We start from the raw sequence: 18,223 nt of genomic DNA on the forward strand, positions 1-18,223 counted from the left end.
ATTGTTTTCCCCACCCCAGCCCTCCCAAAGGGAAGGGAGTTGAGACGTGAATGCGTTATTAATAATTGTTGTAATCTTGTTCTGATCTTACCAAGCTGGGCTCCCTCTCCTTTGCAGAGGGTCGGGGAGAGGACTAGAACTTAGTTTCTAATTTAATGTAATCTAAAAACTCTCTGCGAGTGACACTATCTTTAAATTTTCCGCCAAATTCAGAGGTTACGGTACTACTTTCAATATCACTGATTCCTCTTGAATTTACACAAAGGTGCTTGGCATCGATTACACAGGCTACATCTTCTGTACCTAATGCGATTTGTAATTCCTGAACAATTTGCATGGTTAAGCGCTCCTGAACCTGAGGTCTTTTAGCATAATATTCTACGATACGGTTCATTTTAGACAAACCAATAACTCTGCCGTTTGAAATATAAGCCACATGCGCTCTTCCTATAATTGGTAATAAATGATGTTCACAGGTAGAATATACGATGATATTTTTTTCAACTAACATTTCACCGTACTTGTAATTATTGTCAAATGTAGATGCTTTTGGTTTTTTAGCAGGATTTAAACCGCCAAAAATTTCCTTTACAAACATTTTGGCAACACGATTGGGCGTGCCTTTTAAACTATCATCGGTCAAGTCCATTCCAAGTGTGATTAGAATGCTCTCCACGTCCTTTTTTATTTTTTCAATTTTTTCCTCATCAGAAATGACAAAAGCATCATCTCGTACTGGATTTTTTGCGGATAAACTAATATGGTTTTCTCCTATTTCGTCTTGAAATTCTTCGTTTTTTATCATTAAAAGCAACTATTATTGTTGGTGTAAATATTTAAGGGGTAAAGGTAAATAATAAAAATTAAAAAATTTCTATCGCTCCTACTATTTAAGACTACTTTATTGGTTCAGCCGCCCGTTATACTCTCTTTTTTGGATCTAAAAAGAAAAGGCAATAACGAACTCGTTACTGCCTTTTATAAAATAGTTCCGGTTCCCTAAAGGGGATGTCTACCAAAATGTGTTTGATTATACTTTCGTTAGTGTCGCATTATAAACAGGAATCGCTGCTTTCAGGATTCGTACTGCGCTAATTAAATCTTCTTTCTTTAAAACATAAGCAATTCGAACCTGATTTAATCCCATTCCCGTAGTAGAGTAAAAACCGGCTGCTGGCGCTACCATTACTGTTTCTCCATTTAGGTCATAACTTTCTAATAGCCATTGCGCAAAAGCATCGGCATTAGCAACTGGTAGTTGCGCAATACAATAAAAAGCCCCTTTTGGTTTGCTTACAATAACACCATCTATTTTATTTAATTCTTCAATCAAAGTGTCTCTGCGTTCTCTATATTCTGAAATTACTTCGTCAAAATAACTTTGTGGAGTGTCAAGAGCAGCTTCGCTTGCAATCTGTTCAATCGTTGGTGGACTTAATCTTGCTTGTGCAAATTTCATTGCAGTAGCCATCAGTTCCTTGTTTTTAGAAACAATGCATCCTATTCTGGCACCGCACATGCTGTATCTTTTTGAAACAGAATCAATCATGATTGCATGTTCTTCAAGCCCGGGAACATTCATTACTGAATAATGGACATCACCATCATAAGTAAATTCACGATATACTTCATCAGAAATTAGAAATAAATCATGTTTTTTGACTAAGGCAGCCAGTTGCATGATTTCTTCTTTTGAATATAAATAACCTGTTGGATTTCCTGGATTACAAATCAGGATCGCTTTTGTTTTTGGCGTAATCAGCTTTTCAAAATCAGCTACGGCCGGTAATGCAAAGCCGGTTTCAATACTCGAGATTACTGGAACTACAGAAACTCCTGATGCGGTTGAAAATCCATTATAATTTGCATAAAATGGTTCCGGAATAATGATCTCATCACCATGATCCATCGTGCTGCCTATAGCAAACATCAAGGCTTCAGATCCTCCGGTGGAGATTATAATATCTTCAATATGTACAGGAATTCCTTGATTTGTATAATAGGCAGCTAATTTTTTTCTATAGCTTTCATTCCCGGCGGAATGGCTGTATTCTAAAATAGTTAAATCTATATTTTTAACCGCATTCATAGCAACTTCAGGAGTTCTGATATCGGGTTGACCAATGTTTAAATGGTATACTTTATGGCCTTTATTTTTCGCTATTTCAGAGTAGGGAACCAATTTTCGTATTGGTGATTCAGGCATTTGTTTGCCTTTATTTGATATTGTTGGCATAGTCTTAAATTATTGAATTGCAAATTTGCGATTTTTTTTTCGAATTTATCACAATTTATGCCCGGATATATCATATAAAATACGGTTTTGTTTTATATTTTTAGTATTTTTATAGAAAGCTAGCACAATGAAAAGAACGCTAAATTTATTTTTTTTAATCTTCTCAATATCCAGTGTTTTGGCGCAGCAAGGATTTCAGTTTGAAAAAAACGGAGACAAAATTAGTGTGCCTTTCAAGTTGATCAATAATTTAGTGCTTCTGCCTATAAAAGTGAATGGAGTTGAATTGAATTTTTTATTGGATTCCGGTGTGGAAGAGACCATATTATTTAGTTTGGAAGAAAAAAAAGAAGTTCGTTTTTTTAACGCGGAAAAAGTACTATTAAGAGGATTAGGGAGTCAAGAGGCGGTCGAGGGATTGAAATCGACCAATAATATATTGCAATTCGGCAGCATGTTGTATGCGGATCATATGGTTTATATTGTTTTGAATCAGGATTTTAATTTATCCTCTCATATTGGGATTCCTGTAAACGGAATTATAGGATTTCAGTTTTTTAGAAATAATCTGGTTGAAATTAATTACTCTAAAAAGAGAGTTATAGTCTATAGCGATACCGCTAAAAATAGAAAAAAAATAGTTAGAAAGTTCAAAACTATTCCTATCGCTATCGAGAAATCAAAGCCGTATTTAAAAGGTACGGTGTTGTTGAATAATAAGGAACTGGTGGTCAAGTTGCTGATTGATATAGGAAATAGTGATGCAATATGGTTGTTTCAGGATCGCTCCGAATTTCTTAAAGTTCCCCCGAAAAATTTTGCTGATTTTTTGGGCAGAGGATTTAGTGGTGATGTTGAAGGAAAAAGAGCCAGAATTCAAAAATTCGCAATGAATCAGTTTGTATTTAATAATCCAATAGTAGCTTTCCCGGACTCTACTTCAATTAGGAATGTTACTATGGTTCCTGATCGGATGGGATCAGTAGGAGGAGAGATTATGAAAAGATTTACCGTTATTTTTAATTACCCTAAAAAAGAAATGTATGTAAAAAAAAATAGTCTTTACAACGATCCTTTTGCATACAATAAAAGCGGAGTAGAGATCCAGCACAACGGATTACAGTGGGTTCAGGAAACTGTTCGGATGGAAACCGTCCCTTTGTTACCAAAATATAATGAGTCAGGCGAAACTAAAGTACTCAATGACTTTAAATATAAATTCCAATTAAAGCCTATTTATGAGATTGCAAATGTTAGAAATAATTCGCCTGCAGCAAATTCAGGAGTACAAAAAGGCGATATTATTATTTTAATCAATAACGCTCCTGCTTATAGATATTCGTTGCAAAAAGTTAATTCTCTCTTTAGATCTGAGGAGGAAAAATGGATAACATTGGAAGTGGAAAGAAACAGTCAGATTCTGAAATTTAGATTTCAGTTACAGGATTTTCTCTAACAAAAAACGCCTCCAGAGGGTTTCAGGAAGCGTATTGATGTGTACACATGGAATTTAAATCCATCAAGTAGGTCGGGTAAAAATCAAATAAGACACATTGGATTTAGAGGAATAGTGTTTTTGTCCATTGGCTCCTTAACGCGAAAGTCTGAGGAAACAGGGTATCTCCTTGTTTTAAATAAATCACAATTGCGTGATTTAATTTGCAACTACTTCCCCTTTTATTTTTAAAGCGACTCTCCCGGAATCGTAATTCACGGCATTCGATTCAACAGTTATTGTTTTTCTAATTGGTCCGGGAGCCATATTGTATTTTATGGATATTTTCCCTGTTTTTCCCGGCATAATTGGCTCGGTTGGTTTTGTTGGAATGGTGCACCCACAAGTAGAAAGTACATTTGTAATAAGTAATGGCGCATTTCCAGTGTTCGTAAAAATAAAATTACGGGTTCCATTATCATTTTTGGTAACCCTCCCATAATCGATTGTATTGTCTTTTGCAGCAAATTCAATTTTAGGGCCATTTTGAGCAAATCCTACGGTGCTAATTAATGTGAATGCAAATAAAATTAGTATTTTTTTCATTTTCATTTTTTTAAATTCATTAAAGTAAATATACTTTGTTTTAATTAACGCACAAATTTTTATTTCCCTTTTTATAGTCTACTTAATTATTTACTTTTGTGCCCTATCAGAATTACAAATATCAGACCAAAGTCTACAAGGGTATTTGTTGATCTGGTTATTGGTTTAACGGAACCAACAAACAATTGAATTTAACGATTAAATGACCCACAATAAAATGATTATTCCTGCACAATTTGACGCTAAAACTATTGAGAATAAGTGGTATGACTACTGGATGAAAAATAATTATTTTCACTCAGAGCCGGATCATAGAACACCATATACTATCGTAATTCCACCGCCTAATGTGACTGGAGTTTTACACATGGGACACATGTTGAACAATACTATTCAAGATGTATTAATAAGAAGAGCGCGTCTTAAAGGGTTCAATGCGTGCTGGGTTCCGGGAACGGATCATGCCTCAATAGCTACAGAAGCTAAGGTGGTAGCCAAATTAAAAGCTGAAGGAATCCATAAAAATGATTTAACACGTGAAGAATTTTTGGCGCATGCCTGGGAATGGACGGATAAATATGGCGGTGTAATTCTGGAACAACTCAAACAATTGGGCTGTTCATGTGATTGGGATCGAACAAAATTCACCATGGATCCTGATATGTCAGCCTCAGTGATTCGTTCTTTTGTAGATTTATACAACAAAGGTTTGATTTACCGTGGGTATCGAATGGTCAACTGGGATCCGGAAGCCAAAACGACTTTGTCTGATGAAGAAGTGATTTTTGAAGAACAACAGGGAAAATTATATTATATACAATATAAAATCCTCACCCCAGCCCTCTCCGAAGGAGAGGGAGCTGAAACTTTTAACTCCCCTCCTTCGGAGGGTTTGGGGGAGGAATTTCTGACAATAGCAACAACGCGTCCGGAAACTATTTTCGGCGATAGCGCCATTTGTATTAATCCAAATGACGAACGTTTTGCTCATTTAAAAGGGAAGAAGGCGATTGTCCCTATTTGCGGAAGAGTAATTCCTATTATCGAAGATGACTATGTAGACATAGAATTTGGTACCGGTTGTTTGAAAGTGACTCCGGCTCACGATATGAATGACAAAGCACTTGGAGAAAGACATAATCTGGAAATCATTGATATTTTCAATGAAGATGCTTCTTTAAATAGTTTTGGTTTGCATTATCAGGGTCAAGATCGTTTTGTGGTTCGTGAAGAAATTGCAAAAGAACTAGGGACTATAGGTGCTTTAGCAAAAACAGAAACACACTTAAATAAAGTAGGTACTTCGGAAAGAACCAAAGCAGTTATCGAGCCTCGTTTATCAGACCAATGGTTCTTGAAAATGGAAGATTTGGTAAAACCGGCAATTCAATCCGTATTGGTTGATGGCGAAATTAAATTGCATCCAGCACGTTTTAACAATACGTACGCCCATTGGCTAAACAACATTCGCGATTGGAATATTTCGCGTCAATTGTGGTGGGGACAACAAATTCCGGCCTATTTCTATGGCGACGGAAAAGAGGATTTCGTGGTCGCTGAAAATATTGAAGACGCTCTAAAGTTAGCGAGAGAGAAAACTTTAAACCATAAACTTGAAACAAAAGATTTAAAGCAAGATGTTGACGCTCTTGACACTTGGTTCTCGTCTTGGCTATGGCCAATGTCCGTTTTTGGAGGTATAATGAATCCGGAAAGTGAAGACTTTAAATACTATTATCCAACCAATGATTTAGTAACTGGTCCGGATATTTTGTTTTTCTGGGTAGCGAGAATGATTATTGCAGGATATGAGTACACAGGAAAAAAACCTTTTACAAATGTTTATTTGACTGGTTTAGTTCGTGACAAACAAAGACGTAAAATGTCTAAATCATTAGGGAATTCACCGGATCCTTTAGACTTAATAGAAAAATTTGGTGCCGATGGTGTTCGGGTTGGATTGCTTTTGAGCGCTTCTGCCGGAAATGACATTATGTTTGACGAAGAATTGTGCAACCAAGGAAAAGCATTCACCAATAAAATTTGGAATGCCTTTAAATTGATCAAAGGTTGGGAAGTTTCGGAAACGATTCCACAACCGGAATCTTCAAAAGTAGCAATCGAGTGGTATGAAGCCAAGTTGCAACAAACACTTCTAGAAATCGAAGATAATTTCGAAAAATACAGAATTTCCGAAGCTTTAATGGGAATTTACAAACTGGTTTGGGATGATTTCTGCTCTTGGTTCCTGGAAATGATAAAACCGGCGTACCAACAGCCAATCGACAGCGTTACTTTGGCGAAAGCCATAGCAATGCTTGAAAATAATTTAAAATTATTGCATCCGTTTATGCCGTTCCTGACAGAGGAAATTTGGCAAATTCTTGCCGAAAGAACTACAGATGAAGCATTAATCGTTTCGACTTGGCCAGAAATAAAACCGTTTGATTCCCGTTTAATTGCTGATTTTGAAAACACAATGGAGGTTATTTCCGGAATTCGTACGATCCGTAAAGACAAGAATATTCCGTTTAAAGATGCGATTGAATTTAAAATTGTCAATAATGACAATACTTCGGATTATTTTGATTCGGTGGTGACTAAATTAGGAAACTTGACTTCCTTAGAATATGTTTTGGATAAAGTGGATGGCGCCTTGTCTTTCCGTGTCAAATCGAATGAATATTTCATCCCAATCACCGGAAATATTGACGTACAAGCTGAAATTGCTAAACTGACGGCGGAGTTAGTCTATACGCAAGGTTTCTTGAAATCAGTACAAAATAAACTAGCCAACGAGAAATTTGTGGCTGGTGCACCGGAGAAAGTTTTAGCCAACGAAAGACAAAAAGAAGCAGATGCTCTGGCAAAAATGGAAACTATCGAGCACAGTTTGGCGGGTTTAAAATAGACTTAGTCAAAATATATAAACCCGACCCATTTTCAATATGGGTCGGTTTTTTTTTTTTGTCAACTTAGTTTAGCAGGATTGAAGCAGAAATTTAGCCAAATAAAAACAAGAATAATAACGGAAATATAATTCCGGCAACGGCCAGTTTCCAACCCCTGTTTTTCCAACTGAATTTTCCGGCTTTAATCATAACCGTTCCTGTTAAGGCAATAATGATTAAGCAGATCGCAAAAATATCAGAATAATAAATCCAAAAATTAGAGGTGTTTTTATGCAATTTCATCGTTTGGCTGATAATTGGCGTTTTAGAGAAGGAAACAATCTCACCTTTTCCAGTTTTCAGGTCAATTTCGACATCGTGCTTTTCAAAAGAAATTTTAAAGGTTCCTTTTTTTACCATTTGACGTCTCATTTTATCATCGATGCCCAATTGTTTGCCTAAATCTTCAGCAAATTTTTCATTAATTTCATTTTCAGCAAAAACTTTTACTTGGATAGCCTTGGTTTCGGTAGTGTATTTTTCCGGATGCCAGTATTCTCTGTGGTTCATCATAAGTCCTGAGATGGCAAAAGAAACAATTAATCCGATATAGAAATACCCTAAATCACGGTGTAAATTTCTTGCTTTTATTTTCATCATGGGTTTGAATTTTAGGTTTTGAATTATGAATCAGACTTTTTATTTGGTAAAAGGTTTAATTAGAATTTATATTTTAAGCTGGTCATCACTTGACGAGGTGCTGTTGGGTTTACACTGTAATTTTCATGTACGGTATAATTCAAAACATTTGTAATATTTGACAATCTGCAAAAAAAAACTCAAATTGGCTGTATGTTATGTTGTTCTTGCTAAAATATCCTCTACTACAAGACTGCCGCTTGTGCCAAAAGATTTAGAAATTTTCAATTATGTGTGCAGTTTCTTGTGCAAAGCCACTTATGCTGAAAAATAAGGTTAAAGTGGGTATTAAAAAGTTTCTCATAAATCTTTATTTGGAATTATTAAAAATAACGATGCAAATATAGAATCTGAATTTGATTTAACAAAACTTATTTAGATTAAATATGGATAATAATTTAAATGTTTTTTAATGTATTGTAATACAGTTTTTTAAATAAAAAATCCTTGCTTTTAGACAAGGATTTTTAATTTTAGCGTGAAATGTTAAATTTTAACATTTGATTTTCGGTTTCTTCCCCACCAAATATAGCATCCGGTTATAGGAAGACTCGCAATAAGTAAACTGATTAAAAAGGCAAATATTTTTCCGGCTATTCCAAAAACGGCACCCGTATGAATGTCGTAATTCAAGAGCAGCAGTTTGTCGGCAATTTTAGCTTCTTTATACCTTCCGTAAAGGTGATCTACTTTTTGTTCTTCTAGGTTGTATTGGTCAAAATAACGGTAGTCTATTTTCCAATAGGTGCCTTCCTCAGGATTTGCATTTGCAGCAATAGAAGAACTGGCACTTTCCGGTGGATGCACTTCTATAGATTTTGCTTTTGGATATTCTTTTTGCATTAAAGTCCAAATTTGATCCAGCGGTTTATCTACTTTTTTTGTTTTTATAGTCGAAATAGGATCTTCATAAACCAATGATTTTTCTCCACCAAGAACCGTATAATAAGAATAAGCAAACCATTGGAAACCCCAAACTAAACCCGTAATTGCAAAAATAACGGCTATTATTAGCACGTATAAGCCAGTAATATTATGCAAGTCATAGTTTTTACGTTTCCATTTTAATCCTTTTTTCCATTTAAACCAAAACCGTTGTTTGGCAGCATTTTTATTTTTTGGATACCAAAGAATCATTCCAGTAATCAGCAGAATCAAAAACACTAAAGTTGCCGATGCTGTAACGGTTTGTCCAATTTCATGAGGCAGCCAAAGATAAAAATGACCGTCAAGAATAAAGTTAAAAAACCCATCTTCCATATTGGTTTTTTCAAGGACTTCACCTGTATACGGATTGAGGTACACAATATAATGATAGGAAGGTTCGTAATGGAAAAATATAGCTTCCGCTGATTTGACAGAACCATTGTATTTTATGGCATGTAACACTTTGTTCGGAATTTCTTTTCGGGCAATTTCTTCCAATTGCGTAGGTAATAGAAATGGTTTTTCCTGTTTTGAAACAAACCTGTACTCATCGGTGTAATCTTGTATTTCTTCCTGAAAGGCATACAAACTTCCCGTGATGGCAATTATGAAAACAAGTATGCCTGAGGATAAGCCAAGCCAAAGATGGATTTTTAGGATTGCTTTTTTTAAGGTGTTATTTTTCATTATAAATGGATTAAACTCCTCCAGGAAATGAGGAGTTTAGTTAGACAAAACGAATTAGGAATCTTAAAATTTATATGTCAAACCGGCAGTTACACTTCTTAATCGCTGTGGAGTTACAGTAGACCAGCCTGAATAATATTTTTCGTTTAATATGTTATTTAATTTTAAAGCTAAATTGAATTTATCATTCGAATACGACAAAGCCGAATTTAATATGGTATAACTTGGTAAGGCAAACGTTCCGATATTCGATCTGTTCAACGTTTTATATTCACTGGCGTGGTTTCCGCCAAATCCTAGACCGAATCCTTTTAATTTCCCGGAAGTCAACGTGTAATTTGCCCAAAAATTTACTAGCGTTTCTGGTCCGGCTTCTTCAGGTCTTAATCCTAAATATCCATCACCGGGATTGTCTTTTGTAACTTCACTTTTGTTATTACTGAATCCAGCAATCACATTAAATCCTTTCATTGGGTTTGCTGTAAAACTGATTTCAACTCCTTTACTGTTGACTTCACCTCCCTGAATTGCGTTGTTAATATTGTTTGGATCCGTCATTAATCGGTTTTTTACATCAATGTTGTAGTAGCTAATCGATGCCGAAATGATGTCTTTGTATAAGTTTGTTTTTAATCCAAATTCATATTGATTAGCTTGCTCCGGATCAAAAGATTCCATTCTTGGATTAGAACCATCCACTTCAGAAACTTCTCGTGGCGTTACATTTACAAAGCCATTCATATAATTTGAAAAAACCGAAACTTTATCTTTAATCAACATATAAACCAGACCGAATTTTGGAGAAACGGCTGCTTGGCTGTTTTCTTCGGTCGCTGTTTTCGATTTGAAATGATCGACGCGCAAACTGATCATTGCAGATAATTTATCGGTAACATTCAACACATCTGAGGCGTACGCACTAATAACCTCAACTTCAGCAGTTGAATTTCCGTCAAACGAATCTACTAAAAGATTATCAACTCCCGCTTGGGTCAAATCTCCGGTATCTGATCCATCGATTAAGGAGACAATTCCGTTTCCAACCCAACCGGTACTCCCGTTTATAATATTTGATTTATAATAATCGACACCAGCAACCAATCGGTTTCTTAAGTTTCCAATTTTAAAGTCTCCAATAAAATTTTGTTGAATATCCGTTGCTAAAGTTTCTCCGTTTCTTTTAGAAATGAATCGTGTAAAATCATTTCCGTTTGATGCATCAAATAAATAGGAATAATACCCATTTGTTTTACTGTTGCTTCTGGATAATACCGTTTGTGAAGTCCACTGATCCGATATTTTATAAAACATTTGAGCCTGTAAATTATAAGTAGGATTGCTGATGGACAGCTCGTTTGAAGTGAATGATTTATTATAGTTTTTTTCGAATAATTCCATCGAATCAAATGATAGAGCGGAATTTCTGTTCAAGAAAAGCATCGGGGCATTTGATGAATTTCGGTTTGTAAATTCAGTATTGATCAAGAACGAAAGTTTATCACTAACTTTATAACTCAAGGAAGGCGCAAAGAAAAAGGATTTGCCAAAACCGGCATCCTGAAACGAATTTTCTTTTTGGTAGGCTGTATTGATTCGTACGGAAACATCTGTGTTTAGTGGGATATTTACATCTGCAGTAAGACGATCCATACCATACGATCCGGCATTATAACTGATTTCTCCGCCAAATCTTGAATAAGGTTTTTTAGTTACAATATTTATTAAACCTCCATATGAAATCAAACTACTGCCAAATAATGTTCCTGAAGGTCCTTTGATCACTTCAATATTGTCCACGTTGGCCGGATCAATACTTCCATTGTTGATTCCGGGAAGCCCGTTGATCATTGTTGGCTGAACTGAAAAACCTCTCATGGAAAAATATTCAGCGCCATCGCCGCCACGCCCGGTTGATTCCCAAAGACGCGTGATTCCAGTTGCATTTTTTAGCGCATCACTAAAGTTAGTAACCACTTGTTCTTTCATTAACTCGCTGGTAACGGTGTTGTACACCTGTGGATTTTCAATATTATTCAAAGGCATTTTAGAGACGGTGGTGCTTTTTTCTCTTTTATACCTGTATTTGTTGGTGTTTATAATCACTTCTTTCAATGTTTTTAAGGTATCTTTTTCTTGCTCTTTCTTTTCTTGAGCAGTAACCGTTATTCCAAAAAGCAAAACGAACAGGTAAAAGGCAGGTATCTTTTTCATTTATTTAGATTAATTAAAAATAAGTTGCAAATATAAGAGTGCTTTTGCTCTTAACAAAACTTATTTAGACTAATTATAGATAATATTTAAAGATTAATTCTTATTCCACTGTAAAACAGTTTTTTAACGGCATAAAAAAACCTTGCTTATTTCGAGCAAGGTTTTGATTGGAACTAAAATGTTAAAATTTTAGTTGATTTTTTTCATTGAATATTGTTCGGAACTGGGTTTTCCTTGCTGGATTCCTGAAATTTTTGTTACCATACTGTCTGGATTGATTTCACTATAAATAATTTTTTGAGGATAATCATGTTTCGGGTTTTCAAAAACCAGTTGTTTCTCAGTTGTCGTTGTCAACTTGAATGCGACTGCTTTATCCTCGTTTTGTCCTTTTACCATAGTTGAATACGTTAATTCTTCTCCTTTTTGTTGCAAAATAATAGATTCAAAATGCAAAGTGTCTTTTTCTTTGATAAAATAGGATTGCGCTTCAAAAGTACTGTCGTTTACTTTTTTCCAAGTTTCAGAAAGATTTCCATCAACGGACTTATTTTCCCAATTTCCTAAAATCCAATTGGCGGCTTTCATTTTTTCTAATTCATTTGCATCCGATTCTTTGCAGGAAAAAATGGTTAACAAAAGTAATATAAGAGTTGTTTTTTGAAACATTGGTGTAAATATTTGGTTTTATTTTGAACTGCTAAATTAAGAAAAAATAGAATAACGTCGCTTTTTTAGTTTTGGAATCACAGGTTCACCATATAAGTCATATAAGTTTTTAATTTGAATAGAATAAAGGACAAAACAGTTCATTTAAGGAAAGTCGCATAGTTCATAAAGAATGTTTTAACTTACGTTCTCTTCAGCCAATGTGACAAATAAACTAACTTTCTTAACCCGTTGGGTGCAATTAATTTTTGATGATAATTTTCGTCAGTTCGAGTGATCCCGCTTTTGGGCGGGATTATATCGAGAACTAGAAAATTAGTATTAAAAACGGTTCTCGATACACGTCACTTCGAGTGCGAAGCGTATCGAGAAGTTTGTTCCATTTTACTACACAAAAAACACTCGAACTGACGTTTTGAATAATTGCACCCAACGGGTTTTCTTATATAACTTAAGTAATGACTAAAATTTAATGTCGTATTTTAATAAAGCACTAAATTTCTTTTCCACAGATTAGCACAGATTAATTCGTTATGTAATTTTAAAAATCTTTTTAATCCTTACAATCTGTGGCAAAAACTCTTTTTAATAATTGCGACAATATATCTTTCTTGCTACTTATATGGTTAAAACAAAATTTAATCACTTTCATTCAAAATAATATAAACCAATTCTTTAGTTGGTTTTTGATCTTTCAGTTTTGCTCTGACCACATCAAAAGGCACTTTGAAATCACAGCCTGATTTATAATCGCTGCAACCATAAGCCATTTTTCCTTTTAGCACCGTTCCTTTCTTGCATTTCGGACAGGCTAATTCGTCCGGAATGACTTTTTTTAAAGCTTTCTTGGCTTCTAATTGAAGTTGGAAATTTTCGTCAAAACGAAGCAAACCTTCCACAGTGCCGATATCAGTTTTAAAATCTTTCAAGTTTACAGTAGATCCTTTTTGTAGTAATCGCAAGTATTGGTTCTCGGATATTTTTTTTTCTGCAAAAGTGTAAGGCAATAGGAACGTGCAACCTGCTTTATAATTGGTACATCCAAATGAAGATTTTCCTTTGATAAGTGTTCCTTTTCTGCATTTTGGACAGGCTTCCGCCAAAATCCCTGCGGCTTTCTTTTTCTCGACTTTAACAACTTCTTTTTGAATGCTTCCCGCATGCGAGATATTGGCACGTCTGGTTTCACTTCGCACTTCATAGACCAAAGCTTCTACCATGTTTTTCATGTTCTTAATAAACGCAGCAGCGGTAAAAGTTCCTTTTTCAATATCTTTCAACTGCTTTTCCCAAGAGCCGGTGAGTTCAGCTGATTTCACCAAATCATTTTGAATGGTGTCAATAAGCTGAATTCCCGTAGGTGTTGGCAATACCTGTTTTTTGTTCCTAATGATGTATTGGCGTTTAAACAGCGTTTCAATAATATTGGCTCGCGTGGAGGGACGCCCAATACCGTTTTCTTTCATCAATTCGCGTAAATCTTCATCATCCACTTGCTTGCCTGCGGTTTCCATGGCGCGCAATAAAGTAGCTTCGGTGAACTGATTCGGTGGTTTGGTTTCCTTTTCTAAAAACGAGGGTTCATGTGGCCCTTTTTCACCTACAACAAAACTCGGTAAAATATCGGCTTCTTTTTCTTTGGCGTTTGGATCTTCAAAGACTACGCGAAATCCCTTTTTAAGGATTTCTTTTCCTGTCGTTTTGAAGGCTACATCTGCTGCTTTCCCAATAACGATGGTATTGGCAACCAAACAATCGTCATAAAACACGGCTATAAATCGCTTGGTAATTATGTCATATACTTGCTGCTGATTGTATTGCAAGTTGGATTGAATCCCCGTTGGAATAATCGCATGGTGATCCGTAACTTTTTTATCGTTGAAAACTTTGGTCGATTTTTTTATCTTTTTTTCCAAAAGCGGTTGCGTCAATGCAGCATAATTCGTCAAGTTTTTCAGAATCCCAGCCACTTTTGGATAGATATCATTGGGCAAAAACGTCGTATCAACTCTGGGATACGTAACTACTTTTTGTTCGTACAAAGTTTGGACAATTTTGAGTGTTTCATCTGCCGTAAAACCAAATTTGGTATTGCAATACACCTGTAATCCTGTTAAATCAAATAGTTTAGGTGCAAACTCATTGCCATTCTTTTTTTCGACAGAAACTATTTCAAACTCACTTTCCTTGACTTTATTGGCCAAGAGTTCGCCATCTTCTTTTTTCAAAAAGCGTCCTTCTTCATAGCTGAAAAGCGTTTCTCTGTATAAAGTTTGCAACTCCCAATACGGTTGCGGTTTGAAATTCTCGATTTCCTTGAATCGGTCCACAACCATTGCCAATGTTGGGGTTTGTACCCTGCCAATAGACAAAACTTGTTTGTATCCGCCATGTTTTACGGTGTACAAACGCGTGGCATTCATGCCCAGTAACCAGTCGCCAATGGCTCTGGAAAATCCTGCATAGTATAAATTATCATAGTAGGCAGATGGTTTCAAGTTCTGGAAACCCTCTTTGATGGCTTCGGTGGTTAGGGAAGAAATCCACAAGCGTTGCACCTCGCCTTTATAATTGGCTTCGTTCATCACCCAACGCTGAATAAGTTCACCCTCTTGCCCGGCATCCCCGCAGTTAATGACCAACTCGGCTTTGTCGAAAAGGCTTTTTATGATTCGGAATTGCTTTTGGATCCCCGAATTCTCGACCACTTTGGTTTCGAATTTGTCGGGAAGCATGGGCAGATTGTTCAAATCCCAACTTTTCCAATGGGGCTTGTAATCGTTCGGTTCTTTTAAGGTACATAAATGCCCAAAAGTGTAGGTGACCTGATAACCATTGCCTTCATAATATCCGTCATGCTTGGTATTAGCTCCCAAAACGGATGCGATTTCGCGGGCGACACTTGGTTTTTCGGCAATACAGACCTTCATTTTTTCCTACTGATTTAAGGGTGCAAAGTAGGAATTTAGAAATTGGTATTAAAAATAAATTTTATGGAGTTATGAACTGGTATGTGATTCATTGCGAGGAACGAAGCAATCCCATTCAGTTGGTCTATTATTTATTTGCTTATCGTTATGGGCACAGAATACAATTCTGCGCTAACGATTGTGGATATTCGAGCGATCGGTAATACAGACCTTCATTTTTGCTACTTATTTTGAGGGTGCAAATTAGGAATTTACAAATTGGTATTAAAAAGAAATTTTGTGGAGTTATGAACGGTTAGGACGTGCTGTTTATTAGGAGCAGTACGAATGGCGTTTTTTCAAGAACCCATCTTCCTGCTGTCCGCTGTATCCACGCTAAAAAGCGTGGGATGCCGCTTCCATCAGGGCTATTGATTACGTCTCATTTTCATAATAACGAAAGAAAAAATGCCGTAGATTACTTCATATATTCTCATTTACTGTTAGCGCAGAATTGCATTCTGTGCCCACTCCAATTGACACCCAAACTAATTTACAAAATTACTTCTAAATCAGCTTTAAAAATTAAAAAAAAAAGCTAATATCGTTTTATGGATTAGCTCTTTTGACTTGTTTTACCTGTCCTCGTTTGTGGGCACAGAATGCAATTCTGCGCTAACGACTGTGGATATATGAGCAATCGGGTCCGCAAATTAAGAATTTAGAAGTTGGTATTAAGAAGAAATTTTGTGGAATTATGAACGGGGAGGGTTAAGTCATTGCGAGGAACGAAGCAATCGCATCTAGTTAGTCTATTATTTTATTTGCTCATCGTTCTGGGCACAGTTTGCAAAACTGCGCTAACGATTGTGGATATCCGAGCGATCGGGTGTTAAACATTAAAAAAAAGCTAATATCGTTTTACTGACATAGCTTTCTGACTTGTTTTTTCCTGCCCTCGTTTGTGGGCACAGAATGCAATTCTGCGCTAACGATTGTGGATATCTGAGCGATCGGGGGATATCCGAGCGATCGGGTATCTGAGCGATCGGGGTTTCATTGTTCGTGCTGCGCACGCAACGAATCCCTAGCTGTTATGTGCCGTTTTTATTCTTCTATTATTTTAAAATCTAATATTCTAGCTTTAAGTACATAGCCTTTTTTGAAGCCATCCTCAAAAAGTGTATTAATACATCCTATCGTTTTAGCCAGAAATGGCTTAATCACAATATCTTCTCTGCTACCACTAAAATAAGTGTTCTCATAGTAATTTACAATAACTCCAGTAGTATCATAAACCAAAATCAATACTTTTATGTGACTTACAGATACAGGAAGATTATTTTTTATTGAAAAATTAAAACTATATGAGGCCCAACATCCCCACTCAAGGTTTCTTATTATTACACCTTCTTTAATATTAGGCTTTACGGCATTTGTTTTTGTAGACTTTATTGGTTTTTTTACAGTTGATACAGGAGTTAAAATTCCTAAATTGTTCTTTAATGCTAACAAATATTCAACTGGGATTGCAAAATTTAAATTTTGCCCTTCACTGTAAGTTGCGAATGCAACTCCAACAACTTCGCCTTTTAGATTTAAAACAGGACCACCACTACTACCTGGCGATATTGGAGCAGTAATTTGTAAAACTTGATTTTTATCAAAATTTCGAATTCCGCTAATTATGCCTTCAGAAAAAGTTCCATTAAATCCTTTTGGATTTCCTATTGCATATATTTTCTCTCCAATTTCAGGAATATTTCCTTGATTTAGTGTCATACTTTTTTGTTTTAACCCTGAAACTTTTAAAATCACTAAATCATTTGCTTTATCAATTGATAAATATCCATCTATTTTATATTTTTTTTCTTGACCATTAACCAAAACATAAGCTGAAGAACTTCCTTCAATAACGTGTACATTAGTTGCTATTAATTCGTCTTCAATAATGAAACCTGAACCAAATCCTAATGGTTGTGAAGTATTATCTAATGCAACTATTGAAACTGTTGATTGGATTGCATTTTTTGCTATTTCAGTAGCAGATTGACCAAAAGCAAATGAAGTGCAGAATAAAACTATAAGAATTAATAAATTTTTTTTCATCGTGTTTATTTTAGAACAGAGTATTTTATCTTTTTATTTAGGTTGTATTTTATAGTTAAGTCTTGAATTATATCACAAAACCATTTTGGGGAATAAGGGCTTAAAATTATTTCGTCAATCAATATTTCTAAATTATTATTTAATTGCTTTCCTGAACTATTAATTTCGGAATCCCAATCATATACAAGACCATTTTCTACTTTTACTAAATGAATTAATCTCAATTCATCTTCATAATTATAAGCAATGTTTTTATGAATAATTGGATAGTTTAAATTTCCTCTTCCAATTAAGTCAGTTTCGTGATTTATATATCTAACTTCACTTAATTGAATGTTTTCAGGCGTTGCTTCAAAAGATTTAATTAAATTTTCAATATTTGAAGTTATCATAATTCCTTTATTAATTTCAGAATAAATTTTACATAAAGCATAAGATTCCGAATTATATTTATTCCAACAACAAACACAATTTAAGCTTTTAAATTTCTCTTCCGTATTTTTTCTAATCAATAAATTTTTTGCAACGGATTCATCAATATTAGAAGATTTTATATGTTTTTGTTCATAAAGTTGTCTATACCAATATTCGTTATATTCTAGATTAAGTTTTGGAGAAGAACCTTCAAATTTATCCAAACGACAAAAAAAGAGAGATTTTGAATGTATTAAAGAGATGAATTTTGCTAAATCCAAATATTTTACAATCTTGTAATTCTCCTCTGGAAAGAAAACAGGTGCAGTTTGTTCAGTTGGTTTTTCAATTGGCATAAATTCAATTTTATGGTTTCATATTTTCTGCGGTTTTCGTGTAAAATGGCACATAACTCATTTGTAGGCGAAGT

General features: G+C 35.1%; 12 protein-coding genes. 2 read left to right on the forward strand and 10 right to left on the reverse strand.

Annotated features, from left to right (window positions below):
- Positions 1-133 precede the first annotated feature (133 nt).
- Both folE and EKM03_RS06525 read right to left on the reverse strand, forming a co-directional pair.
- Positions 134-805, reverse strand: a complete 672-nt coding sequence (gene folE / locus EKM03_RS06520; protein ID WP_126461026.1) for a GTP cyclohydrolase I FolE — start codon at positions 803-805, stop codon at positions 134-136.
- Between the two features lie 225 nt (positions 806-1,030).
- Positions 1,031-2,236, reverse strand: a complete 1,206-nt coding sequence (locus tag EKM03_RS06525) for a pyridoxal phosphate-dependent aminotransferase (RefSeq protein WP_126461023.1) — start codon at positions 2,234-2,236, stop codon at positions 1,031-1,033.
- Positions 2,237-2,363: 127 nt separating this feature from the next.
- Between EKM03_RS06525 and EKM03_RS06530 the strand changes: the two genes are divergently transcribed.
- A complete protein-coding gene (locus tag EKM03_RS06530) occupies positions 2,364-3,692 on the forward strand; it encodes a PDZ domain-containing protein (protein WP_126740060.1) in 1,329 nt (442 codons plus the stop codon).
- A gap of 198 nt (positions 3,693-3,890) precedes the next feature.
- Here EKM03_RS06530 and EKM03_RS06535 read toward each other — a convergent pair whose 3' ends face one another.
- Positions 3,891-4,277, reverse strand: a complete 387-nt coding sequence (locus tag EKM03_RS06535) for a DUF1573 domain-containing protein (RefSeq protein ID WP_126461017.1) — start codon at positions 4,275-4,277, stop codon at positions 3,891-3,893.
- A 217-nt stretch (positions 4,278-4,494) separates the two neighbouring features.
- Here EKM03_RS06535 and EKM03_RS06540 point away from each other — a divergent pair, with 217 nt between their 5' ends.
- Complete coding sequence (locus tag EKM03_RS06540; RefSeq protein ID WP_126740081.1) at positions 4,495-7,188, forward strand: valine--tRNA ligase; 2,694 nt, start codon at positions 4,495-4,497, stop codon at positions 7,186-7,188.
- 91 nt (positions 7,189-7,279) lie between these two features.
- On the opposite strand, the gene EKM03_RS06545 is transcribed toward EKM03_RS06540, so the two are convergent.
- The 7 genes from EKM03_RS06545 to EKM03_RS06575 form a co-directional block, all read right to left on the reverse strand.
- Entirely contained in the window at positions 7,280-7,828 is a 549-nt protein-coding gene (locus EKM03_RS06545) for a PepSY-associated TM helix domain-containing protein (RefSeq protein ID WP_126740061.1), read from the reverse strand.
- Between the two features lie 525 nt (positions 7,829-8,353).
- Positions 8,354-9,481, reverse strand: coding sequence for a PepSY domain-containing protein (locus EKM03_RS06550; RefSeq protein WP_126568270.1), 1,128 nt, complete (start codon positions 9,479-9,481; stop codon positions 8,354-8,356).
- Positions 9,482-9,544: 63 nt separating this feature from the next.
- The gene (locus tag EKM03_RS06555; RefSeq protein ID WP_126740062.1) at positions 9,545-11,692 is read right to left on the reverse strand and encodes a TonB-dependent siderophore receptor; all 2,148 of its coding nucleotides are present in this window, start codon (positions 11,690-11,692) and stop codon (positions 9,545-9,547) included.
- A 189-nt stretch (positions 11,693-11,881) separates the two neighbouring features.
- A complete protein-coding gene (locus EKM03_RS06560) occupies positions 11,882-12,361 on the reverse strand; it encodes a DUF6265 family protein (RefSeq protein WP_126740063.1) in 480 nt (159 codons plus the stop codon).
- 638 nt (positions 12,362-12,999) lie between these two features.
- On the reverse strand, positions 13,000-15,291 hold the full coding sequence (locus tag EKM03_RS06565; RefSeq protein WP_126740064.1) for a DNA topoisomerase 3: 2,292 nt from the start codon (positions 15,289-15,291) through the stop codon (positions 13,000-13,002).
- Between the two features lie 1,086 nt (positions 15,292-16,377).
- Positions 16,378-17,379 carry a S1C family serine protease gene (locus tag EKM03_RS06570; RefSeq protein ID WP_126740065.1) on the reverse strand — a complete coding sequence of 334 codons (1,002 nt, stop codon included), beginning with the start codon at positions 17,377-17,379 and terminating at the stop codon, positions 16,378-16,380.
- Between the two features lie 5 nt (positions 17,380-17,384).
- Positions 17,385-18,149 (reverse strand): hypothetical protein, encoded by a 765-nt coding sequence (locus EKM03_RS06575; RefSeq protein ID WP_126740066.1) that lies wholly within the window; start codon positions 18,147-18,149, stop codon positions 17,385-17,387.
- Positions 18,150-18,223 lie beyond the last annotated feature (74 nt).

This window comes from Flavobacterium sp. GSP6 (genome assembly GCF_003984855.1).
Lineage (GTDB): Bacteria > Bacteroidota > Bacteroidia > Flavobacteriales > Flavobacteriaceae > Flavobacterium.